The 23,505-nt window shown below is 57.6% G+C and carries 18 protein-coding genes and 1 tRNA gene; 10 read left to right on the top strand and 9 right to left on the bottom strand.

Translation table 11 applies throughout. The features are described from left to right. Positions 1-262: 262 nt before the first annotated feature. Positions 263-1,183 (bottom strand): LysR substrate-binding domain-containing protein, encoded by a 921-nt coding sequence (locus AC5S3R_RS08700; RefSeq protein ID WP_494266627.1) that lies wholly within the window; start codon positions 1,181-1,183, stop codon positions 263-265. A gap of 253 nt (positions 1,184-1,436) precedes the next feature. Here AC5S3R_RS08700 and katG point away from each other — a divergent pair, with 253 nt between their 5' ends. From katG to AC5S3R_RS08685, 3 genes are all read left to right on the top strand, one after another. After that, complete coding sequence (gene katG, locus AC5S3R_RS08695) at positions 1,437-3,629, top strand: catalase/peroxidase HPI (protein WP_494266626.1); 2,193 nt, start codon at positions 1,437-1,439, stop codon at positions 3,627-3,629. A gap of 114 nt (positions 3,630-3,743) precedes the next feature. Then, entirely contained in the window at positions 3,744-5,819 is a 2,076-nt protein-coding gene (locus AC5S3R_RS08690; RefSeq protein WP_494266625.1) for a RecQ family ATP-dependent DNA helicase, read from the top strand. A 106-nt stretch (positions 5,820-5,925) separates the two neighbouring features. Next, positions 5,926-6,537, top strand: coding sequence for a hypothetical protein (locus tag AC5S3R_RS08685; protein ID WP_494266624.1), 612 nt, complete (start codon positions 5,926-5,928; stop codon positions 6,535-6,537). 66 nt (positions 6,538-6,603) lie between these two features. Here the strand turns inward: AC5S3R_RS08685 and AC5S3R_RS08680 are convergent, their stop codons facing one another. Continuing rightward, the gene (locus AC5S3R_RS08680) at positions 6,604-7,134 is read right to left on the bottom strand and encodes a peptidylprolyl isomerase (RefSeq protein ID WP_494266623.1); all 531 of its coding nucleotides are present in this window, start codon (positions 7,132-7,134) and stop codon (positions 6,604-6,606) included. A gap of 64 nt (positions 7,135-7,198) precedes the next feature. Next, positions 7,199-7,945 carry a peptidylprolyl isomerase gene (locus AC5S3R_RS08675; RefSeq protein WP_494266622.1) on the bottom strand — a complete coding sequence of 249 codons (747 nt, stop codon included), beginning with the start codon at positions 7,943-7,945 and terminating at the stop codon, positions 7,199-7,201. A 146-nt stretch (positions 7,946-8,091) separates the two neighbouring features. Between AC5S3R_RS08675 and AC5S3R_RS08670 the strand changes: the two genes are divergently transcribed. From AC5S3R_RS08670 to AC5S3R_RS08660, 3 genes are all read left to right on the top strand, one after another. Next, positions 8,092-9,540, top strand: coding sequence for a S10 family peptidase (locus AC5S3R_RS08670; RefSeq protein WP_494266621.1), 1,449 nt, complete (start codon positions 8,092-8,094; stop codon positions 9,538-9,540). A 186-nt stretch (positions 9,541-9,726) separates the two neighbouring features. Beyond that, a complete protein-coding gene (locus AC5S3R_RS08665; RefSeq protein WP_494266620.1) occupies positions 9,727-10,065 on the top strand; it encodes a PadR family transcriptional regulator in 339 nt (112 codons plus the stop codon). A 4-nt stretch (positions 10,066-10,069) separates the two neighbouring features. Then, on the top strand, positions 10,070-12,706 hold the full coding sequence (locus tag AC5S3R_RS08660) for an ABC transporter permease (protein ID WP_494266619.1): 2,637 nt from the start codon (positions 10,070-10,072) through the stop codon (positions 12,704-12,706). On the opposite strand, the gene AC5S3R_RS08655 is transcribed toward AC5S3R_RS08660, so the two are convergent. The 4 genes from AC5S3R_RS08655 to AC5S3R_RS08640 all read right to left on the bottom strand — a co-directional run bounded on the left by AC5S3R_RS08655 (position 12,707) and on the right by AC5S3R_RS08640 (position 17,065). After that, positions 12,707-13,942 (bottom strand): DUF1501 domain-containing protein, encoded by a 1,236-nt coding sequence (locus AC5S3R_RS08655; protein ID WP_494266618.1) that lies wholly within the window; start codon positions 13,940-13,942, stop codon positions 12,707-12,709. It lies immediately after the preceding gene. Positions 13,943-14,036: 94 nt separating this feature from the next. Beyond that, positions 14,037-16,094 carry a DUF1800 domain-containing protein gene (locus tag AC5S3R_RS08650; protein ID WP_494266617.1) on the bottom strand — a complete coding sequence of 686 codons (2,058 nt, stop codon included), beginning with the start codon at positions 16,092-16,094 and terminating at the stop codon, positions 14,037-14,039. A 93-nt stretch (positions 16,095-16,187) separates the two neighbouring features. After that, complete coding sequence (locus AC5S3R_RS08645) at positions 16,188-16,424, bottom strand: anti-sigma factor family protein (protein WP_494266616.1); 237 nt, start codon at positions 16,422-16,424, stop codon at positions 16,188-16,190. Continuing rightward, the gene (locus AC5S3R_RS08640) at positions 16,421-17,065 is read right to left on the bottom strand and encodes a sigma-70 family RNA polymerase sigma factor (protein ID WP_494266615.1); all 645 of its coding nucleotides are present in this window, start codon (positions 17,063-17,065) and stop codon (positions 16,421-16,423) included. The genes AC5S3R_RS08645 and AC5S3R_RS08640 overlap by 4 nt, the downstream gene beginning before the upstream one ends. A gap of 120 nt (positions 17,066-17,185) precedes the next feature. On the opposite strand from AC5S3R_RS08640, the gene AC5S3R_RS08635 reads away from it, so the two are divergent. Then, positions 17,186-17,563: a VOC family protein gene (locus tag AC5S3R_RS08635; protein ID WP_494266614.1), complete on the top strand. Its 378-nt coding sequence runs from the start codon at positions 17,186-17,188 to the stop codon at positions 17,561-17,563. Positions 17,564-17,752: 189 nt separating this feature from the next. Here AC5S3R_RS08635 and AC5S3R_RS08630 read toward each other — a convergent pair whose 3' ends face one another. Both AC5S3R_RS08630 and AC5S3R_RS08625 read right to left on the bottom strand, forming a co-directional pair. Beyond that, positions 17,753-18,175, bottom strand: coding sequence for a hypothetical protein (locus tag AC5S3R_RS08630; RefSeq protein WP_494266613.1), 423 nt, complete (start codon positions 18,173-18,175; stop codon positions 17,753-17,755). 262 nt (positions 18,176-18,437) lie between these two features. After that, entirely contained in the window at positions 18,438-19,733 is a 1,296-nt protein-coding gene (locus AC5S3R_RS08625) for a hypothetical protein (RefSeq protein ID WP_494266612.1), read from the bottom strand. 243 nt (positions 19,734-19,976) lie between these two features. Between AC5S3R_RS08625 and AC5S3R_RS08620 the strand changes: the two genes are divergently transcribed. From AC5S3R_RS08620 to AC5S3R_RS08610, 3 genes are all read left to right on the top strand, one after another. Continuing rightward, positions 19,977-22,421 carry a transglycosylase SLT domain-containing protein gene (locus AC5S3R_RS08620; RefSeq protein ID WP_494266611.1) on the top strand — a complete coding sequence of 815 codons (2,445 nt, stop codon included), beginning with the start codon at positions 19,977-19,979 and terminating at the stop codon, positions 22,419-22,421. A gap of 196 nt (positions 22,422-22,617) precedes the next feature. Next, on the top strand, positions 22,618-22,881 hold the full coding sequence (locus AC5S3R_RS08615; RefSeq protein WP_494266610.1) for a hypothetical protein: 264 nt from the start codon (positions 22,618-22,620) through the stop codon (positions 22,879-22,881). 139 nt (positions 22,882-23,020) lie between these two features. Further along, positions 23,021-23,107, top strand: a tRNA-Leu gene (locus AC5S3R_RS08610). The last annotated feature ends 398 nt before the right edge of the window (positions 23,108-23,505 follow it).

Genomic DNA, 23,505 nt, shown 5'->3' with positions numbered 1-23,505 from the left:
TACTCCAATGGGTTGGGGGACTATTTTGTGAACCTCCTTGCCCTTGTGGCTACACGGCCACCCGGGCGTGGAGATCCACACCTTTGTTACAGACTCTACGGAGCTATGGAGGTGGGGTCAACGCCCCAGACTCCGGTTTTTGTGGATAAAGGAGGACGGAATTCCACTTCGGCTAAAAAAGGTGGGCTTTAGGGGGATTCTCGGGTTTTCTGGCGGTGTTTTCGCCCACTTTTCAACAGCTTTTGGTCCACTCGGGCGGCAATCAGGAGTGCCTTTTGGGTAACGAGGAAAGCGCAGGTTCTACCGTCTGGCGAATAATCTTTTCGAGCGCACGAAGCGCCTGAGGGCGCGAGTAACCGGGACGGCTGACAAGGCGGATTGTTCGCACCGAATCACCCGCCAGTGGCCGGATGGCAATTTCCCGGCTCCGCAGGGATTTAATAGCCAGGGCCGGAATCAGCGTGGTGCCGTATCCCGCTGCAACAAGGTTCACCAGCGTCTCCAGTGTAGCGGCTTGCATGGAGTTCTGCAGAGGGCTGCGCGGCGCGCTGGCCTTGTCTCCGCAGGCGGAAAGAGCCTGGTTGGCAAGGCAATGGCCTTCGGAGAGCACCATCAGCTCATTCGCCAGCGCTGCTTCTTTTACGGTCTCCATCTTTGCCAGCTTGTGATTGGGCGGTAGGGCGGCAAGCAGCGGCTCGCGGAAGAGCTCAATCTCCGTAATCTCCGGTGCCACTCCGGGAGTAGCCAGTAGGGCCGCATCCAGCCTGTGCCCGCGCAATCCTTCGATGAGCGCACGAGTCTGGTCTTCCCATAGCTCAATAGTCAGCCCGGGATACGCCTGCCGCAGCGGCTTCAGGATTAGCGGCATCAGGTAGGGAGCCAGGGTCGGGATTACACCGAGGCGCAGCGGTCCGACCAGCGGGTCACGCGAAGCGCTCGCTACTGTCTCCATCTCACGCGCCGCGGCAAGAGCCTGCTGCGCGTGCGCAAGGATCTGCCCGCCAACCGGAGTCAAGTCCACGCGCTTGTTGGTGCGCTCCAGCAGCTTTACGCCCAGCTCTTCTTCCAGTTTGCGAATCTGGCTGCTCAGCGTTGGCTGGCTCACGTTGCATGCTTCCGCGGCGCGTCCAAAGTGACGGTGCTGGGCCACGGAAACCAGATATTTCAAGTCCTGCAGGTTCAATGGATACTCCTAATTATTCACCGTCTTTTATCATAGCTAAAACCAATCGTTATATTCAGAACAATTGATTGTATTTATCTTGCGCCAGTGGTTAGTCTAAGCCTCGGGGTAATGGGAGGGCGCTGGCATCTTCCCAAACCCGCAGGCGTGATGGCTGTTACCTATTCATGTTTTTAACCAGTTCTTTCGCGCAGCTTAGCAACCGGCTCCTATACTGAACGGGCTGGTCGGCTGGCTGACCACAGGAGAGTTTATGGCAAGCGAAGCGAAGTGCCCATTTACTGGCGCATTGTTGAAGCACACCACCAATGAAGGCGGCCAGACCAATCGTGATTGGTGGCCGGAGCAGTTGAACCTCGAAATTTTGCATCAGCACTCCTCCAAGTCGAACCCATACGACGAGTCATTCAATTACGCAGAAGAGTTCAAGACACTCGATCTCGACGCCGTAGTCGCAGACCTTAAGACGCTCATGACGGACTCGCAGGACTGGTGGCCGGCGGACTTCGGCTCCTATGCCGGATTCTTCATCCGCATGGCCTGGCACAGCGCCGGAACCTACCGCGTTTCCGATGGCCGCGGCGGCGGCGGACGCGGGCAGCAGCGTTTTGCCCCGCTCAATAGCTGGCCTGACAATGTGAGCCTCGATAAGGCGCGCCGCCTGCTCTGGCCCATCAAGCAGAAGTATGGCAAGAAGCTCTCGTGGGCTGACCTGATTATCCTTGCGGGCACCGTTGCGCTCGAATCGACGGGCTTCAAGACCTTCGGCTTTGCCGGTGGCCGTGAAGATGTGTGGGAACCCGATACCGATGTGAACTGGGGCGTTGAGAAGGAATGGCTCTCGCATCGCCCTTCTGACAAGCTCGACAATCCTCTCTCCGCGACGGAAATGGGGCTCATCTACGTGAACCCGGAAGGCCCGGATCGCAATCACGATCCTCTCGCCGCTGCACCTGGTATTCGTGAGACATTTGCCCGCATGGCGATGAATGACGTAGAGACCGTTGCGCTCATCGCCGGTGGACACACCCTCGGCAAGACGCACGGCGCTGCTACGCCGGAAGGCCACGTAGGTGCTGAGCCGGAAGCCGCAGGCGTTGAAGAGCAGGGCCTTGGCTGGAAGAGCAGCTACGGCACCGGCGTAGGCAAGGATGCCATCACCAGCGGCCTGGAAGTGACCTGGACTACCTCGCCTACCAAGTGGAGCTTTGACTTCTTCAAGCATCTCTTTGAGTACGAGTGGGAGCTGACCACCAGCCCCGCAGGTGCATTCCAGTGGAAGCCTAAGGGTGACCAAGGCGCAAACACCGTGCCCGATGCCTTCGATGCGTCGAAGAAGCATCAGCCCGCCATGCTCACCACCGACCTCTCGCTCAAGGCCGATCCTATCTACGAGAAGATTTCGCGCCGCTTCCACGAGCATCCAGACGAGTTCAACGACGCCTTTGCCCGTGCATGGTTCAAGCTGACACACCGCGATCTCGGTCCGCGTTCGCGCTACCTCGGCAAGCTGGTTCCCAGCGAAGAGCTTCTCTGGCAGGATCCGATTCCTGCTGTTGACTACAAATTGGTAGACGATGCGGACGTAGAAGCGCTGAAGGAGAAGATTCTCGCTTCGGGCCTCACCACGGCGCAGCTCGTTTCAACGGCATGGGCTTCGGCTTCCACCTTCCGCGGCGGCGACAAGCGCGGCGGCGCCAACGGTGCTCGCATCGCTCTTGCTCCCCAGAAGGATTGGGAAGTCAACCAGCCCACGGAACTGGCAACGGTGCTCACCAAGCTCACCGCCATCAAGGACGAGTTCAACAGCGCAGCCAAGGACGGCAAGAAGATTTCGCTTGCTGACATCATTGTGCTCGCTGGCTCGGCTGCCGTGGAAGCTGCCGCAAAGAAGGCCGGCGTGGATGTGAAGGTTCCCTTTGCACCGGGCCGCAACGACGCCACGCAGGAGCAGACCGATGTGGATTCGGTAGGCTACCTCGAACCGAAGGCTGACGGCTTCCGTAACTATGTCAAGAAGGGGTTGGAGGGCTACATCTCCAACCTGCTCATCGACAAGGCGCAGTTGCTCACGCTGACTGCTCCTGAGTTAACGGTGCTCATCGGTGGTCTCCGCGTGCTCGGAGCCAACTACGGCGGCACCGAATACGGTGTCTTCACCACGACGCCCGGAACGCTGACCAACGACTTCTTCGTGAACCTGCTCGACATGGGCACAAAGTGGCAGAAGACAGCAACGGAAGGCGTGCTGGAAGGTGTGGATCGCAAGACCGGCGCGAAGAAGTGGACGGCCACCGTTGCCGACCTCGTCCTCGGGTCGAACTCGCAGCTCCGCGCTCTCGCTGAGGTTTATGCCCAGAGCGACGCGAAGGAGAAGTTCATCAAGGACTTCATAGCTGCCTGGGTCAAGGTTGCCAATCTGGACCGCTTCGACCTGAAGAAGTAAGCCAAATCCATGTAACTACGAATGGCCGGAGCGTTACGCTCCGGCCATTCGTTTTTCAACCGCGCACTCCTGTAAAGTTGAAGAGGACTATCTACGTTTCTTCTACGCCTCTTTGTGACCACTCCCTCCAACCCGGAAAATCTTCACGCGCTCCTGCGCTCTGTCTTTGGCTTCTCGGGTTTCCGAGCCAACCAGGAAGAAGTCTGCCGTGCGGCAACCTCTGGCCGCGACTTGTTACTGGTCATGCCGACCGGCTCTGGCAAATCCCTCTGCTATCAGTTGCCAGCGCTCGCACGCGGCGGAACGGCCCTCGTCATCTCGCCTCTCATCGCGTTGATGGAAGACCAGGCTTCCAAGCTCATCGACCTCGGCCTCAAAGTAGCCCGCATCCACTCTGGCATGGACCGCGCCGCATCGCGCCAGGCCTGCGTGGACTACCTCGCTGGCAACCTGCAATTCCTATTCATCGCTCCCGAGCGCCTTCGCGTCCCTGGCTTTGCCGAAATGCTTGCCAAGCGTCAGCTTTCTCTTATCGCTATTGATGAAGCGCACTGCATCTCGCAATGGGGCCACGATTTCCGTCCCGATTACCGCATGCTCGGCGACTGGCTGCCAGCGTTACGAAAGGGAAGTGGCGAAGGTGATTCAGCGCCTGTCCTCGCGCTCACCGCAACCGCTACGCCCACGGTTCAGACAGATATCATCACGCAAGCTGGCCTTATCAAGCCTGCAAAGTTCATCCACGGCTTCCGCCGCGACAACCTCGCGATCGAAGTTGTAGAAGTTTCTGTTCCGCAGCGCGCGCCCATCATCTGCGGTCTGATGAAAGATCCATCCCGGCGCCCCGCAATTGTTTACGCGCAATCCCGCAAGCAGGCAGAAGCGCTTGCGGAAGAACTCTCGCGAACCGTGCGAGCTGCGGCTTACCACGCAGGCCTCGATACAGAAACTCGCGAACGCGTGCAGAAATCCTTCCAGTCTGGTGAACTGGAAGCCGTAGTCGCAACTATCGCATTCGGTATGGGTATCGACAAGGCCGATATCCGCACCGTAATCCACGCGGGTCTTCCCGCAACCGTAGAAGGCTATTACCAGGAGATTGGCCGTGCAGGACGTGACGGCCAGCCAAGTCGCACCATCCTAATGCACAGCTACGCCGACCGCCGCACGCATGACTTCCTTGTCAATCGCGACTATCCGCCCACGCAGGATCTCACTCGTGTCTACAGTATGCTTCGCGAAGACCCGCAGGAAGTCGAATTTCTTCGCTCCGAATCCAAGCTCGGCCCGGAATCTTTTGACAAGGCTCTCGAAAAGCTTCACATCCACGGCGGCGCAAAGGTAGACTTCGCAGGCAACGCCGCTATCGGTGGCCCAGGCTGGAAAAAGACTTACAGCGTGCAGGCAGATTTTCGCCGCGAGCAGCTAGAGTTGGTGCTGCACTTTGTGGAAGGTCAAACCTGCCGCATGGCCGCTCTTGTGCGGCACTTTGGCGATGACGAAGACGCTTCACAGGCTTGCGGTCATTGCGATGTTTGCAACCCCGCGGATGCCGTTCTACGACTTTTCCGCCGCGCAACAACGGAAGAGCGCCACTGGGTTCAGGAAGTCATTGAAGCTCTCCGCCCCGCAGCTTACAAGACCATCAAGCAGTTGATGAGCGAGCTTTCGTGGGCCGAGCGCCTAGGCCGCGATGGTATCGAAGAAATCCTTGGGGGTATGCTGCGTGCGGGGCTTATCGAAAGCGAAGAAGCTTCGTTTGAAAAAGATGGCCGCGTCATTCCGTATCGCAAAATCAGCCTTACGGAATCCGGCCTCGATACGCGTGCAACAACGCCTGTCGCATTGCTGCTATCTGACGGAATCGTAGAGGAGTACGCCCCGCGTTCAAGCCAGCAAATAAGCAGGCGCAGCGCGAAACCAAAGGCTTCGCGTGACACAATACCTGCTCCGGTAGAGCTGACGGGGGAAAGTGCCAAACTGGCGGCCAAGCTCAAAGAGTGGCGTGCCTCTGAAGCGAAGCGGCTCCGCGTTCCAGCCTATGTTGTGCTGCATGACCGCACGTTGAATGCCGTTGCGGCTTTTCGTCCGTCTAATCCTCGTCAACTGCTGGAGATTGACGGCATGGGTCCAACCAAGGTGGAGAAGTTTGGAGAAGCCATTCTGCAGTTGTGTGCAGTTACAAGCTAGGCCATACAATCGAAACGCGAAGCAGGGCTTAGGCGATTGGCTCTGCAAGCGGTAAACTACTCTCGTAGAATCAGTAAACTCTTTTCATACATTAGTTGAGGTATTCATGCGAAATCGAGTTCTTGTGCTGGCAGTGTTGCTGTGCTTATCTGGTGCGCTTTACGCGCAGGCTGCTCCGGATGCGCGGGAAGTGCGTATCGTAAAGGCTCCGGAGCGTTGGCAGATTTACGGCGGATATAGTTTTCAGTCCAACTCATTCAACGGTGTGCCCGGCCATACGCAGTCTTTGAACGGCGGGGAAGTGGCGCTGGCTTTTCCGTATATCTGGCCAGGAATCCGTTTTAAGGCGGAGACGATGATATACCGCGGTCACAACTACAACGCAGACCAGAATGCCACTTATATTGTTGGCGGCTTGCAATATGACCATAAGTTTGGCCGCGAGACACTTTTCGGCGAGGTGCTGGCTGGCGATATTGCACTCAACCGCTACTGGGGACCCAACGGGCATGCAGGCATGACCACATCTTTCACCACGGTAGTCGGCGGCGGTCTCGATACACCCATCGCGAAACACTTTGCGGCCCGTGTAAGCGGTGATTGGGTCTATGAAAACTACTCGCTTATCCAGGCGGTCACGTATACCCAGCCATACCGCGTACCAGGCTTGCCAAATTATTTCGGCAAGGCAGCCGCTGGAGTAGTCTGGAAGTTCTAGCGCAATCTGCATGCAAAAATAACAAACCCTCGGCATGCCGAGGGTTTGTTGTATTCGTAGAGAGTGCTACGCCACGCGCTCAATCGTAACCGACTCAAGCACCACCGGCTTTACCGGCTTGTCCTGTGCTCCCGTCTTCACGTTGGAAATCTTATCGGCAATACCCTGGCCCTCCACTACTTCACCAAAGATGGTGTGGTTACCGGTAAGCCACGGCGTCGCAGCCACGGTAATAAAAATCTGGCTACCGTTGGTGTTCGGTCCAGCATTGGCCATGGCCAGCTTGCCCGGCTTGTCAAAGCTGTGCGGAGAGCCCTTCGTCTCATCCTGGAAGCGATAGCCCGGTCCACCGATGCCAACGCCAAGCGGGTCGCCGCCCTGAATCATGAAGTTCGGAATCACGCGATGAAAGATGGTGCCGTCATACAGCTTGTCCGTGGTCTTCTTGCGTGTGCCGGGATGCTCCCATTCCTTGGTGCCTTCCGCAAGCTCGATGAAGTTCTTCACCGTGATTGGCGCATCCTGCTCAAAAAGGCGAATCACAATCTTGCCTTCGGACGTGTTGAAGTTGGCATAAGTGCCGGGGGTTAGAGACATAGCGTATACCTCGCAGTTTCTGCGCAAAGCGCATTCGGTTGCATTGCTGTTTCAATCAGTTGCACTACTGTTTTGCGGAACCTTCCTGCACCGCTGCAGGATTCGGCGGCAGAGGCTGGCCTTCTGGCACAATCGTCACCTTCTTCAGCGTCACCGGCTCCAGTGGCTTGTCATTGCTGTCGCGTTGTACGCGGGCAATCGTCTTCACTACGCCAACGCCTGAGTCATCGCACTGGCCAAAGATGGTGTAGTGCTGGTTGAGCGAATCATAAGCCTGCTCCGTGATAAAGAACTGGCTGCCATTCGTATTCGGGCCGCTGTTCGCCATTGCCAGCCGTCCCGGAACATCAAAGTTCAGGTTCGGGTCAAGCTCGTCGTTAAAGCTGTATCCGGGGTCGCCCATGCCGGTTCCTGTCGGATCGCCGCCCTGAATCATGAACTCAGGAATCACGCGATGGAAGGTCGTGTTGTCGTAGTAGCGCTTGTTATGGACCTTCTTATTGGTTACCGGGTCGGTGTATTCCTTGGAGCCATTGGCCAGCGCAATAAAGTTGGCCACGGCGTTCGGAGCCTGCTTCTGAAAAAACTGGCAGGTAATGCGTCCCATCGACGTATCAAACACGACAAAGGGACCATTCGGATGCGTCAACACTGCCTGCGTGGGCTGAGGCCCATCCGGAAGATCATCAGCGGTTGCGGGCTTGGTAGCCGGGGTGGAAGGCGTGGCTGGCGCCGTTGGTAGCTGGGCCAGCGCGGAAGCCGCAAAAATCGCGGCAAATGCAGGTGCGAAAAGGCAAAATCTGAGCTTCATGCCGAGTTTGAGGGTAAATCATTCGGCTTTAGCCTTGCTAGCGCATGTCAACGCTGTATCGTAAACGCATGAGCATTTTCAGTTTGCAAGTTTTGGGTGGGCGCGCCGCTGTGCTGGCTTGTGCGCTATGCGTAGGGGCAGGTTCATTGCACAGTTGGGCGCAGGCTCCTGCAGGAGACAAGCCGGCAGAGAAACCGGCAGCAGACAAAGCGGCTCTCCCAGCGCTGCCGCCACCTGCGCACACCGAGCAGACCATCACCCTCAACGGCAAGCCGCTCAAGTACACGGTGACCGTCGGCGCATTGCCCGTGCGCGATAAAGACGGAAAGATCGCCGGTCAGGTTGTCGTTACTTCTTATGTTGTAGCGGGCGAAAACCGCCCCGTCACCTTCGCCTTCAATGGCGGCCCTGGAGCCTCCAGCGTTTACCTCAACTTTGGCGCCATCGGTCCCAAGCACATGATTGCCGGCAATGAAGGCGACAGCCCCTCTGATCCCGTAACGCTGACCGACAACCAGGGCACATGGCTAGACTTCACCGACCTCGTCTTTGTCGATCCCATCGGCACCGGCTTCAGCCGTTCCGAGGTCTCCGTGGACGAGACGAAGAAGCTCTTCTACTCCACCACGCCTGATATTCAGTACCTCTCGCGCATCGTCTACGACTGGCTGGTTCTCAATGACCGCCTCGGCTCCAAGAAGTATCTCGTCGGCGAAAGCTACGGTGGCTTCCGCGGCCCGCGCATCACGCATTACCTGCAATCGCAGCTCGGCGTCGCACTCAATGGCGTCGTCCTGGTCTCGCCTTACCTCAACCCCGGTCAGGAAGATTACGAAGACATGTCGCCCCTGCCGTGGATGATGACACTGCCTTCCATCTCCGCCGCAAATCTTGAGCGCCAGCACAAGCTTACGCCGGAAGCTATGGCCGACATCATCGCCTACACGCGTGGCGACTACGCCACCGCATTGCTCAAAGGGCGCTCTGACGAAGCCGGACAGCAGAGGATGATTCAGAAGGTCACCGAGCTCACCGGCCTCGACCCCTCTTTCGTGAAGTACTCCGGCGGACGCATTGAAACCGGCGCATATCTTCGCGAAGCGCATCGCGAGCAAGGCAAACTCGGTTCGGTCTACGATTCCAACGTTACTTCGTTCGACCCCTTCCCGTACGCTCCCGAGCAACGTGCCAACGACCCCATCCTCGCCAGCATCGTCGCGCCGATGACCACTGCAATGGTGGACTTCGATACCCGCGTCGTCGGCTGGAAAGTGGACCAGCGCTACAACGCGCTCTCCTATGAAGTGGGCAACCTGTGGGAACGCGGCAGTGAAGACGAGCGCCGCGGCTCTGCTCCCGCCTTGCGTGAAGCCGTAGCCGCCGACCCCAAACTCCGAGTGCTCATCGTGCACGGCTGGAACGATCTCTCCTGCCCCTTCATGGGTTCCGTTCTTACCGTGGACGGAATGCCCGTTATGGGCGACCCCACCCGCGTAGCCGTCAAGGAATACCCCGGCGGCCACATGTTCTACACCCGCGACTCCAGCCGCCTGGCCCTGCGCAAAGACGTGCAGGATATGATGCAGAAGCACTAAAAAGCAGGGACATAGGGACCAGGGACGTAGGAACGAAAAGCCTCAGAGCACCGCGCTCTGAGGCCTCGTTTTTTATTGGCGATACGTACACCTTGTCGAGCATTTTCTAGTCCCTAGTCCCCAAGCCCCTTAGTCCCTTCTTTCAACTCTTGACTTTCTACCCATAGATAACCTATATATTCGTGCATGGCGAAGAAATCTGACCTGCTCCCCGGCACGCTCGACATGCTGATTCTCAAAACGCTGTCCCGCGGCCCGCTTCACGGCTATGGTATTGCGCAATCCATCAAGCGTTTTTCCGACGAAGTGCTGACCGTCGAAGAAGGCTCGCTCTATCCCGCGCTCCAGCGCCTTCTGCTAGCTGAGTGGGTAAAAGCCGAGTGGAAGATGACCGAAACTAACCGCCGCGCCCGCTACTACACGCTCACGCGGGCAGGGAAGAAGCAGCTAGGCCTCGAAATCTCGCAATTCGAGCAGATGATCGCCGCCATTGGCCGTGTCCTCACCGCGCCGGAGGAAGCATAAGCCCATGCCTGGTTCCTTCATCCACAAACTCGCACTTCTCTTTGCCCGCAATCGCTTCCGCAGCGAGCTGGACGAAGAGATGGCCTTTCACCGCGAGCAAGCTGAGCAGGAACTCTGCACCTATGGCATGAACAAAGAAGAAGCGCACTACGCAGCAATGCGCCAATTTGGCAACACAACCAAACTCCGCGAGCAAAGCGAGCAGGTCATAGGCTTCCGCATGGAAACAGTTCTTCAGGATGCGCACTTCGCCTTCCGCCAGTTGCGCCGCAACCCCGGCTTCGCATTCGCATCGGTACTCATCCTCGCGCTCGGCATCGGGGTCAGCGTAACCATCTTTGGCTTTGTTGATGCCGCGCTTATCCGGCCCATCTCCTATCCGCACCCGGAGCAGCTTATAGAAGTCCATGAGACAACCGCGCAGCTACCAAGCTCGGGACTCTCGCGCCTCGACTATGAAGACTGGAAGCGCCGCAACACAACACTCAGCGCGCTCGATGTATGGTCATATTCTTCGCACCTGCTGCGCCACGGAGAAACCACGGAGCGCGTCTCCACCGTGCGCGCCAGCGACAGCATCTTTCGCACGCTTGGCGTCAAGCCCATCCTTGGCCGCGATTTTCTCCCCGGCGAAGACCGCCCCGGTTCCGCGAAGGTCGTAATCCTTACCTACGCTGCATGGCAAAAACGCTTCAACAGCCGCGCCGATGCTATCGGCCAATCCGTCAACCTAAGCGGTGACAACTACACCATCATCGGTGTTCTGCCAGAAGACTCTATCTTCGCGCCACGCGGCAACGGTGAGTTCTGGATGCCGCTCCTTGATGACGAATGCGAAAAATTGCGTGAGTGCCGCGACCTCTTCGGCGTAGCACGTCTGCGCACAGGCGTTACCGTCGTACAAGCGCAGTCCGACCTCAAGCGCATCGCCGCACAGTTGGAATCGCAGTATCCTGATTCAAACCGCGGCCAGAGCGCCGAAGTGCGGTTGCTTTCAGAGTCCTTCATCGGCGACTACCGCTCCATTCTGCTCACATTGCTTGGCGGCGCAGGTTTGCTGCTCCTCATCGCCTGCATCAATGTAGCAAGTCTGCTGCTCGTGCGCTCTGAAAGCCGCCGCCGAGAAATGGCCGTACGCGGAGCACTCGGCGCAACCCGCTCCCGCCTCGTGCGCCAACTCTTTACGGAAGGCCTGATGTTGGCTGTTGCAGGCTGTGCCATCGGTGTATCCATCGCAGCATGGGCCATGCCTTTGCTGGCCAAGCAGGTGCCCACGCAGATGGCCGGCGGTATGCCGTTTCTGCACAAGGTTGGCCTCAACGTACACACGGGACTCTTTGCATCTGCAATCGTGTTGCTGGCAGTCGTCTTGCTGTCGGCAACGCCTGCATTGCGTCTTGCCGATACAAATCTTCGCGACGGCCTGAGTGAAGGTGGCCGCAGCGCAGCAGGCCGCTTCTGGCAGCGCCTCGGCGCAAACCTCGTAGTAATGGAATTGATGGTTGCCGTAGTCCTGCTCGCCGGAGCAGGCTTGCTCGTCAAAAGCTTCTACAAGCTACTGCACGTGGAGACAGGCTTTGATACTACGCATCTTGCCAAGGCTTCGATTCAGGCACCGGAAGGTCACTATGCCACCAATGAACAAACGTTAAACCTCTACCGCGAAATAGAGCGCAGGCTGAGCGCATTACCCGGCGTCGTTTCGGTTGGAATAACAGAAGTCTCACCTGTGCAGTGCAACTGCAACACTGATCGCATCCGCATCCCCGGCCGCCCCTACAATGGCGAACACAATGAAATCCTCACCCGCGAGGTAAGCCCGGATTACCTCGCCACGCTTAAAGCGCGATTGATACGCGGTCGCATGCTTACCAACGCCGATGACCTGCCAAAGCCAATGGTTGTCATTGTCAACGAATCCTTTGCCAAGAAATACTTTCCCGGTGAAGACCCCATCGGCAAGAAAATCGGCAGCCTTGATTTGTCGCCCGACTCCATGCGCGAAATCGTAGGCGTCATTGCAGACGTACACGAGAGCAGCCTCGAACAGGAAGTCTGGCCCGCGGAGTATTCGTCGATCCATCGTGCCGTAGACACAGGCTTTGACGTTGTGGTGCGAACCGCCAAGGATGACAAGGCAATCGTGCAGGAGATGGTGCGCATGCTGCACCAGATCGATCCCGGCCTAGGTGTCTTCCATGAAATGACCATGCAGGAATTCATTGCAAGCGAGCCGCCTGTAGTTCTGCATCGCGCCTCTGCATGGCTCATCGGTGGCTTCGCATTCATAGCGCTAGTCCTCAGCGTAGTAGGCCTTTACGGCGTCATCGCCTACTCTGTCAGCCAGCGCACCCGCGAAATTGGCATACGCATGGCACTGGGCGCGCCGCGCAGTTCGGTCTACACACTGGTAATGAAGCAGGCAATTGTGCTCGCTGTAAGCGGCCTTGTATTGGGAATGATCTGCGTCACCGCTGCATCCACGCTTATGAAGAAACTGCTCTTCGGCGTAGACGCATGGGACATGCCAACGCTCTTTGCCGTAATGCTGGTACTAGGTGTGGCGGCATTGGTTGCGAGTTTTCTGCCAGCGCGCCGTGCGGCTTCTGTCAATCCAACCGAAGCGTTGCGTGCGGAATAGCTAAACTAGTTTCAAAAATGTGTTTGACTGCAGGCGCGCACCGGGGAAAACTACATCCAGATTGCTCGCCCCCAGCGTGCGCATCACAACTTCGCCAAGCACGCTGCGATAATCCGTAGTCAGCGCAAGGTCGCGGCCTTCGTTGAGTTGTTCATGCTCCAGGCCCGGCCATTTGCCGTAGACTTTTCCGCCTTTTACATTTGCGCCGAAAACGAACATTGCATTGGCGTGTCCGTGATCTGTGCCGCCTGTGCCGTTCTCTTTTGCTGTGCGGCCAAACTCGCTCATTGTGACGACGGTGACGTTCTCTGCCTGGTCGCCCATGTCGTGCCAGAAGGCTGCGATGGAATTCGCAAAGTCACTCAGCCTGTTGGCAAGCTGGCCGCTTACGTTGCCTTGGTTTTGGTGTGTATCCCAACCGTTGATGTCGGTGAAGGCCGCTTCTACGCCGAGGTTTGCTTTGAGTAATTGCGCGATCTGCTTCATGCTGTTGCCGAACTCACTGTTTGGATAATCGGCGGAAGGCTTGTACTGTGCGAGGTTTGCGGCTCGCAGCATCTTTACTGCGTCGAAGGTTTCGTCGCCGGTTGCATGCAGGATCTTATCGCCGCTTGCGCCGTACATCGCCTCAAAGGCAGAGGCTGCGGGAGATGGTTTGCTGCCTGCTACGGAAAAGTTGTTCACGTTGCTCAATGCCAGCGCAGGGATTTTGCCGTCGAGTGTGCGCGGCACGCTTGCTCCGAGTGCCAGTGCGCGGAAAGCTGTATGTTGCATTGCATGACGCATGTCTTCCGCTTGCAGGGCTCGATTCAGCCAGCCGTCATCGGTGCCTTTTACGCCGGGCGTGCCGGATTCCATGTAATCCTGTGCGTCGAAGTGCGAGCGGGACATATCTGGCGAGCCCGCTGCATGCACAATCGCAAGATGTCCGGCATCATAGAGTGGCTTGAAAGCCGTCATGGCCGGATGCAGGCCAAAGAAACCGTCGAGGTCGATGACCTGGTTTTGCGGAATGGCGATGCTGGGGCGCATCGCATAGTAATTCTTTTCGCGATAGGGAACTACGATGTTCAAGCCATCGGCGGCGCCGCGCTGAAAGATGACGACGAGCCGCTTATTTGGCTGAGCAGCTTGCTGTGCCATTACCGTGCGGACGAGGAACTGCGGGATTGCGGTAGTTCCGGCAAGGGCGAGTGCGCCTTTATGAAGGAAGAAGCGGCGGTTTATGGGCATCATGTTTTACTCCGTGAATCGATTTCCCTCAGGGGCTAAAGCCCCAACGGACTTGCGATTTTCCATGTACGGGCTAAAGCCCGTACCCTTCATGCCATCAGCGGCGTTGAAATTCAGGCGAGCCTAATAGCAGGCCTGCTAGCACCTGGTCCTGCCTCTCGACGGGAGGTGGTGGAGGCAGCTTGTTTGGCGGCGCCTGGAAGGTCTTTGGAATTGCAACGGTGGACTTGTTGCCTTGCGGTTCTCTTACTTGCTGCATCTGTGGCGTGGCTGGCGCACTTTGGTTTTGCGTGTTCTGCGCCGCAAACTGTTGCAGGACCGCGCTGCGTGTTGTTTCACTCACGGCTCCTGCAATCAATCGCGATTCAAGACGTGCTTCTTCTGCTTCCGGAGCGGGTGCAGAGGCTGCGGCAAGCTGTGTTGCGGGGTCTTGTATGGCCCATGTGGTTGTAATTCCGTTGAGCCGGTTTGTAGCCAGGGATAATGCAAAGTTCATGCGGTTTACCAGAGCGCCTGTTGAAACCCAGTCTGCCGCGTCCCACTTGTAGCCTGTTGGCGGAACCGCGCCGTACAACGGCATGCCCATATCGCGCAGGCCGTTGATGAGCGCCTGCATGTTGGTGATGTTCGCATTGCTGGCGCGGGCGGCGGAGACGACATACTCAAGCGGCGTTTTAATCTTGGCGCGGTATGTTGCGGGCGCCCAGAACTCTGGCGAGCGGTACATGGTTTCCAGCATCTTTGCAATGTCGCCGTCGGATGAGAGATAGGCCTTTGCCATGCGATCTACCAGGGGCTGTGGAGGGGCATCACTTACAAATCGCACTGCCAGCTTGCGCGAGAGGAATTGTGCTGTGGCGGGGCGCGTGGCGAGGAAGTGCAGCAGATCGCGGCCTTCCTTTTCGCCGCTTTCTTTGAACTTTTTGCCCATCACTTTCTTTGTGCCGGGCTCGTGACGGTTGGAGTTGAAGAGGAAACCTCCGCCGCGCTGTGGCTGGTCCACTGTCCATCCGGTGAGAATGCGCGCAGCTTCGGTTACATCCGCTTGCGTGTAACCGCCGTTTACGCCTACGGTGTGCAGCTCCATCAGTTCGCGTGCGTAGTTCTCGTTCAGGCCTTCGGATTTCGTCTTCTTGTTGGCGTTCTGTTTGGCTCTCTCTGCGGCGATGGAGTTGGGGCCCATGCTTTGCGACTGGTCGAGGTAGAGGAGCATGGCTGGGCTGTGCGCTACCCACTCCAGCAGGTCTTCAAACTTGCCGAGCACGTGCGGGCGGATTGTGTCGCGCTCATAGCTGACGAGGTAGTAGGGCATGGCTTCGTCTTTACGCAGAAAGACGTTGAAGTGGTTGAGCCAGAAGTCGGTCATTACTTCCTGCAACTGCGCCTGCGAGTAGATTTCGCGGGTGAGGCGCTGGGAGAGAAGTTCATCGACTACTACGCGGTCGGGGTTTTCGAGTGCGCCGACGGTCTCCTTCATGTCTGGCGGGAGGTTGGTTATCAACGCGGCGCGCTGCGGGCCTTTCAGAGATTTCAGGAAGGCGTCGAACTTGGGTTGCGGCATGGCGGCCAGCGTTACTACGCGATCATGTGCAGGCAGCGCGAGGATGTTGTTGATTTGCGCGGGTGTGAACTCAGGCTGCGTAGAGTCGGGCTGGGTTGGTGTGGCCATCATGCTGGAAGTGTTGTTCGTGGCTTGCTGCTTCCGCTTGTCCTGCTCGCGCTTGTATTCGATACGGGATGCCTGGTTTGCATAGACATGCTCCAGTACACCGGTTGCAGGCATGGGGAGTTTGCCGTCGATTACCTGACGGATGATGGCGTTGCTGGGCAGGCGGAAGAGCAGGTCGGCGCTTGTCCACTGCATGGCGGGGTACTGCGCAAGCCGCACGCGCAGGTCTATGTTGTCGATGGTGTCGGGATGAAGCTGCTGCTGGAACCAGCGGTCGAGCCCGATGGAGCGAACGGATTCGAGGTCGCCGGGTTGCGGACCGAAGGTGAAGCGGTTGAGTGCGTGGAGGATTCGCTCGTCCTGCGTCAGCGCGGCATAGGCTGGACGCGGCACGGGCTTGTTATCCGGCGCGGCGGATAGGGGAAGGGGCCCGGCGCAAAGCAACAACGAAAGAGCGGCGGCCAGAGTGCGTTGCAAGTGCTGCATTTACCTGTCTCCACGCGGATAAGTTCCGGCGATGCAGAGTCGCGGCTCGGCTTACCTTTATGCAGACGGGTTTAAGGAAGGGAAGTTGCGGTGTCAGCAGCCTTTTTTGCAGCGCTCTTTAATCACGGCATGCAGGCGCTCGCTCAGGCCCGTGGGCATGTCGTAGATCTCATGCGAGCGGTAAATCTGGATAGTCTTGCGCGTGGTCGAGAAGGTGACCTCGCAGTGCTCGCAACTGCCCAAGTGCTTCTCGAGCTCCGTGCGCATGTCCTGCGCTACCGAGCCGTCGATAAGGTCGTCGAGCATTGCTAAAAACTCAGAGCACGTCACTTGGTGCCTCCCGTCCCACTATTCGATGCTTTACGGCGCTTAAAGTAGCGGCTAAGGCGCTCACGAAGCTGCAAACGGGCACGCAGCAGCCGCGATTTCACCGCCGGCACGCTCAAACCGAGCGTTTCCGCCGTTTCTTCCGTCGAAAGCCCATCCACATCGCGCAAAGTAAACACTACGCGGAAGCCCGGTGGCAAGCCCTGAATGGTCTTGCGCAGAATCTCGGCCAGTTCGGCCTGCGTATATTGCTGCTCGGGGTCCGGGTCCCAGTCGGCCAGGTCGCGCGGCACAGAGCCTTCTTCGGTCTCCACATCCTCGTCCAGCGAAACCATTCGGCCGGAGCGGCGTTTCCTCAGCCGCATCAGGCTTTCATTCACGGCAATGCGCACCAGCCAGGTATAAAACTTGGAGTTTCCCTGAAACTGGTCAAGCTTTTCGTACGCCTTCAGGAAGGCATCCTGCATTACGTCTTCGGCGTCTTCGGCATTCTTGGTAATGTGTTGCGCGATGCGGAAGACTTGCCGCTCGTACTTGCGGACAAGCTGGTCGTAGGCAGACACATCTCCGGCGCGTACCCTTTCAACAAGGGCAACGTCCGGGTGCTGCTCGTTTTCTTCTGCTACAGGGATGCTTGTCGCCATGCGTCGGTTGCGGAAGTTTCAGAAGTGCCGCAAGAAATAGTGTATAAGACCGAGGGGGCAGGGTACAGAGCCCCGCGCGCAGGGTGCTGCAAAGGCAAATAGTTATTGATGGAGAGTGTGATGGTTGACCACATAATTCTGACGGTTAGCGATGTAGAGCGCTCGCTGGCGTTCTATGATGCGGCGCTCAAGCCGCTTGGGCTGGGCTTTTTCCTTCCGTATACGGGAGAGGACGGGCATCCCGATTTATGGGGATTTGGGGACGGCAAGCGGGCGTGCCTTTGGCTCAAGCAGGGGAAGCCGGATCCAGCATCGATTCACTGGGGCTTTGCGGCGAAGAGCAACGAGCAGGTGGATGAGTTTTATCGCGCGGCGATTGCCGCAGGGGCGAAGGACAATATTTCTCCACGGGCGCGGCTTGAGTATTACCCCGGCTACTATGCGGCGGATGTTATCGATCCTGATGGGTATTCGTTTGAGGCTGTGCATAAGAGCTGAACGGGTAATCGTGCCGGGGGCCTAATCCCAGGTCTCTACGGCGGGGACCTGGGTTTGGGCGATTTGCTACTCGCTGGCCTGTTTGGGAGGTAGGGGAGAGGAAGTTATCTTAGTCGTTTTTTATCTGTTGGTTATGGTGGTTTTAGCTATTTACTGTTTAGTACATAGGTGGTTACTTTTCGGAATTTTTTATTCGAGGGCGGCTGGCTGCAGCTCTTTGGCGGCGTTTTTGGCTTCGGCTGCGTCCTCTTTGAGCAGGGTTGTGGCGATTCTTGCTCCGGCGATCATGCGAGAGGCAGTGGCCTGGTCGATGACCTGGATGGCGAGTCCGTGGAGGACGCAGGCGATGTAGTCCTTGATGTTCTGGCGCGTGGAGAGGTCTGGCATGGATGAGGCGAAGGCGTTGGAGCCTTCAACGGTGGCGTATTTGTTGGTGTGATAGTCGGTGAAGGTTTTGCGGAAGAGATCGCGGTCGTAGAAGGGATTTTCTTCGGTGGGTTCGTCGGGGATGTTGGCCAGGTCCGCGAGGACGGCGTTGCGGGCGTTGCAGCAGCGCTGAACGGCGGGGGAGAGGGCTGCGTGAAGACACGGGGTCGTCTGGAATCCATGCATGGCTGGAAACTCCTTGAAAAAAGAGGTTTGTAGAGGGTTATTTCTATTGTTGCAAAAGGAGTGGTAATTGTACGCAAAAGTGGCGGAAGTTTTTCTCTTTAGAATCAGCAGTTTAGAAAGTATTTTGCGAGTAGGGGGCTTGACAAAAGATTTCCACAGTCTTGCCCGCGAAACGAAGTTTGTTTCGCGGGGGCTGAAAGGTGGTTCCTATCAAGAACAGGGTAGCCGTGGGACAGGGTTCGCCGTGCGGCTTGTTTACGAGTTAACGGACTGCATTTGCAGCCTCTTCGCGAGTCAGTCCCGGGAACTTTGCGAGAAGCGCGGCGATTATCTGTTCCGCATCCATGATTGGAGCTGGTCCGGGCAGCCGCTGTTCCGTCTCGGGCTGGACGGGTCCGAAAGCTCCGCTCTGTGCGAGGCCGGTGTAGAGTGTGGCGAAATTATCTTTCGCTGGACCCGGCGGAAGTAGGTGAGAAGCGTACGAGTATCCCCACCAATCGAGTAGCCGGGACGGTGTGTCGGTGTGCGTGAGGTGAGCGGTATGGCTCAGGCCGCGTTGGCTGTCGGGATCGGTTGCAAACGCAGCCTGCTCATGGGGAGGGACAATCACTCGCACGACATGGTCTGTGTGGCCGTCGGCATACTGACGGACCTCTTCGAGGTTGCGCGTTACGAAGACCTTGTTTTTGCTGTTGGCGACATTCTTGGCTTTTTGCCCGGCTGTGGAGCGCTCCGCAGCAAATCCACCTGCCTTGCCGCCGCGGTTCGGGTCCAGGCCGGTTGCACGGACTCCTGCATGGTGTTCGGAGACGTGGTAGAAGGTGAGTGAGTTTACGGCATCGTAAACGTCTCTTTCCTCTGCAGACAAAGCTGCAATGCCCGCGGGAGTTTCGGGCTGTATTCGGACGGCGCGCAACAGGGGAGCGATTTCCGCATGCGCCTGGAGACGGCTGCGCAGGTTGTCTTTGTCCGTGTCCGCCATAGTGGCTACCTCGGTTGCGATCCGGGTTACTGCCTTTCCTTTACCCCAGTTTGCCTGATACCAGGCTTCCAATCCGTGGGCGGTCATGATGTCGCTCAGGGTGGTTTGCGCCGTTTGAACCGCGACTGTGCGTTGAATGACGGAGGCTGGTGCGGGGCGCAGAGCGGCGGCGGGCTTGGCCTGACTTACGTTGCCGGGACGATATACGGGGGGAGCGGTGTTTTTGGGCTGAGGCTGGCTTGTGGCGAGGTGGCGCTGGATTGGTGGTGCAACGGGGCGATAGACGGGTGGCGCGGGAAGGTTTTTTGCAGCCTGCCTCTGAACCTGTCTCTGCATCAGGGAAAAAGGATTGTAGACGGGCGGCGCCTGCATGCGGTTCTGGCGGCTGGCCAGTAATACTGCGGGGGGTGCTCCGTTTGGCTTCCACGCGGGCGGCGCAGGATTGGATGGGGCTTTCACCTGTGCTGTCGTGGCTTGTGCTGCAGCCGGTGTTCCTGCCGTGCGGACAACTCGCTGGACTGCAGCACCGGGAATGAAAGGCGCGGGGGCAGGCTTTGCAGGCGTGCGGGATGCCATGCGTACGGGAAGAAATGGCTGGGGGTTCATGGGGCGAGTGTAGCGGAAGATCAGGTAGCGGTAAATAGAAATTTGCGCTATTTTGCAATGACTTAAAGGCTATGTCCCGATTGCAGACTGGGTTCTGCAGGCTTGTTTTTTTGTTCTTCCTATTTGGCATGTTTGGTTCCAAATGAGGCCCATTCTTACGATTCTTCTGATTCGTTTATGAAATTTTGTACGTGACTGCTTAGAGTAAGAAGTATGAGAGCGCAGAATCCCCCTATCTCTCTTTCGATTGACTGGCGGCGCGTGGCAGAGCGCTGCCTTGTTGCTGCCTTGAGTGCCTTGATGGTTGTTCCGCTGGTGGCTGCTGTTGGTACGACGCACCGGAGCGCTTCCGCTTCTGGAGCGCGACTTGTGACGGTGGCTGCGAAGAAGAAAAAGGCGGCGTCTACAAAGTCTGCAAGGAGCAGTGCAGGCAAGAAGAGCGCGTCGCGCAAGGGCGTTGCAGTGAAAGGCCGCAAGGGTAAGGCTGCGGCTCACGGCAAGAAGGGGCGTGCTGGAAGCGCCGAGCGGAAAGAGCGGTTCTCGCGGGCGTTTGTTGAGAGCAGCGAGTTGCGGCCCATGGCGCAGCAGTTGATGACGTTGCGGACTCCGGCGGCTTATTCGGGCGTTGCGGCTTATGCACATAGCCACACCGGCGATGCGGCGGGCGCGGCGTATCTTGCGCTGGGCTTTGCGTATCAGAAGGACAAGCGGTATGCGGAGTCGGCTGCGGCGTTCCGGCAGGCGAATGCGGCGAGTGATGCGCTGGATGATTATGCCGATTACCTGGGCGCGATGAGCAACCATGTTGGCGGCAACGATGCTGCGGCGGAGGCATTGCTGAAGGGATTTGGCGAGAAGTATCCGGACAGCATTTTTGACGATGCTGCGGCGGACCTTGAGGCGAATGTGTTGCTGGCGATGGGCGATGCGGCTGGCGCGCAGAAGGCTTTGGCGCAGGCGAGCGATGCGGCGCAGGACAAGCCCAGCTTTGATTTAACGCGGGCGAAGATTTCGCAGGCGCAAGGCAACCAGTCGCAGACGATTCAGCTCTATAAGCATCTGTTGTTGAAGCATCCGTTGAGCAGTGAAGCGGAGGCGGCGCGGGCGAACCTGACTTCGCTGGGTGCGGAGAGCAGCCTGACGACTACTGAGCTGCGCAGTTTGGGGGATGCGTATTACAGCGCAGGGCGGTATCAGTTGGCGAGTGAGCAGTATCACGCGCTGGCTCGGAACTCGACGCTGGATGCGAACAGTCGTAACGGCTTTGCTGCCGCTGCCGCGGAGAGCGATTTGCATTTGAAGCGGCTGACGATGGCGCAGGCTTCCGCGCTGGCCGATACGAATGATGAGAATGGCGCGCGGCGCATGTACCTGATGGTGGAGCTGGAACGGCCCGCTCAGAACTACGGCGAGATGGAGACTCTGGTTGCGCAGATGAAGCAGCGGTTTTCGCAGAGCCCGTGGCTGGCGGAGGCGTTGTATTCGGCGGGTACAACGTATTTGCTGAAGCATGAATATGCCTCGGCAGCGGGACACTTCAGCTACCTGGCGGCGCATTTTCCGGCGAACAAGAATGCCGCGAGCGCGCACTGGAAGGCCGGTTGGATGATTTACCGGCAAGGCCAGTATGCTGATGCGGCGAAGATTTTTGATGACCAGATACGGCTGTTCCCGAGCTCGCCGGAAGCGGCGTCGGCGCTTTACTGGCGCGGGCGGATTTTCGAGATCTACGAGCATAAGCCGGGGACGGCGCTGCCGTATTACCGCGCGGTGGTGCGGGCTTATACGCACTACTTTTATGCGGAGATGTCGCGGCAGCGAATTGCGGCGTTAGGCGGTGTGCAGGCGGTTGCGCTGCCGGAACTGGACAGGTTTCAGACGCCCGCGATTCCGCATCTGGACGGGGCGGTGCCGGCGGATAGTGAGCACATTGCCAAGGCGCGATTTGTGGCGAATGCGGGGCTGAATGAGTATGTGTCGCAGGAGATTGCGGCGGACCCGGATTCGGCCAGTTGGGGCTCGCTGGCGGAGGCGCAGATTTATGCGTCGTTCAACGATCCTTATCATGCGCTGCGCGTGATGAAGAAGGCTCTGCCGTATGCTTCTTCGGCTCCGATTAAGTCGATACCGATGGCGTACTGGCGGATTCTGTTTCCGAATGCGTGGTGGAGCACAATCAAGGCGGAAAGTGCGAAGAATGGGCTTGATCCGTATCTTGTGGCTTCGCTGATTCGGCAGGAGTCGGAGTTTAATCCGGGTGTGATTTCGTATGCGAATGCTTATGGCTTGATGCAGCTTGAGCCTTATAACGGGCGGGCGCTGGCGCGGCAGGAGGGGATTGGCGGATTCTCGCAGAATCAACTTCTGAACGCGGAGATGAATATCCGGCTGGGCACGCGGTACTTCAAACAGATGATGGACAGGTTTGGCGGCGTGCAGGAGTATGCGCTGGCTGCGTACAATGCAGGCGAGAGCCGCGTGGTGGATTGGCAGGCGGCGGGACCGTATCACGGGATGGATGAGTTTGTGGAGTCGATTCCGTTTACGCAGACGCGGGAATATGTACAGGCGATTTTGCGGAACGAGGAGATTTATCGGTCGCTGGATGCGGCGGGAACAGCTGTGCCGAGCATGAGCCATGGGGACGCGGCTCAATAGTTATTGACCAGATTGGCACTTGGCGGCAGATGGTATGTAATTCCAATTGACGGTAGGTACGTCAAAGAAGAAGACTGAGAACGATTCGGAGATTTGTCTCTCTGAAGTAGGCGTTCGCGGGACTGCTTGAAGAGAATGGCGCTCGGAATACTGGGCGCTTTGGTTCGGTTGCATCTCAACCCGATTGGAGGGCAGGATGACGGCTGATTTGCAGTTTCTGGAGGAGTGGATTCCTGAACGAATGGACCCCGGCACAGTGTTTGTGCTGGAGAACCAGACCAAACTTGGCAATGCTCAAAACCCTTATGTTGCGGTGATGAGTTGCCCACGGTGCGGGACGATGGGGCTGATTACACGCAGGCAGCTTTGCGGGTTTGAGGCAATGATTTGCGGGGGCGAGTTCTGCTCGGCGGAGTATCAACTGGATGGCGAGAACATCTGCTACCGGAATCCGCAATAGAAAATATCTCAATCAAGCAGGCCCGGCGCGGTGTGGAAATGCTGCGCTGGGTTTGTTGTTTTTCTGGTTCTGCTTTTCCAAGTGCGATGAGGTGGGAGTTACAGCGTAAAATTAAGAGACAGATTGGTTGAGTCATTCCGCCGGGATGGCGAAATCGGCAGACGCAGCGGACTTAAAATCCGCGGACCGCAAGGTTGTGGGGGTTCAAGTCCCCCTCCCGGCACCATGGATAGATGTGAGTTTCATTGAACAAAGCCTCTCGGTTTCCGAGAGGCTTTGTTTTTTGCGGTTGATGAACTCTCAGGGCGCTTGCTCTCAAGCTCATTCAATGGGAGAGTGCGAGAAGGGCATCTTCAGGGCTCGCCTGGAGACTGTAATTCGGCATGCGGGTTACTACTTACAGGTTGATACGGTAGCTTGCGGGAGCGCCTGTTTGGTATGTTTCGCCTAAGCGGCGCTCTGCGTGAGACGGGGTGAAATGGTCTCGAGAAATATTGGTGATATATAACATTTTACGATTGACATCGTGTTAATGTCGTGCAATTTTATAACTCAAGAACTACTCCTCTTGTATACGAAATCGTATTCTTCTCACATTTCCCCAGTCCTTTCGTGGAGAGGGCC

It is taken from the genome of Occallatibacter sp. FHG110214_02 (assembly GCF_059115385.1).
This window is presented reverse-complemented; position numbering and strand designations above follow the sequence as displayed.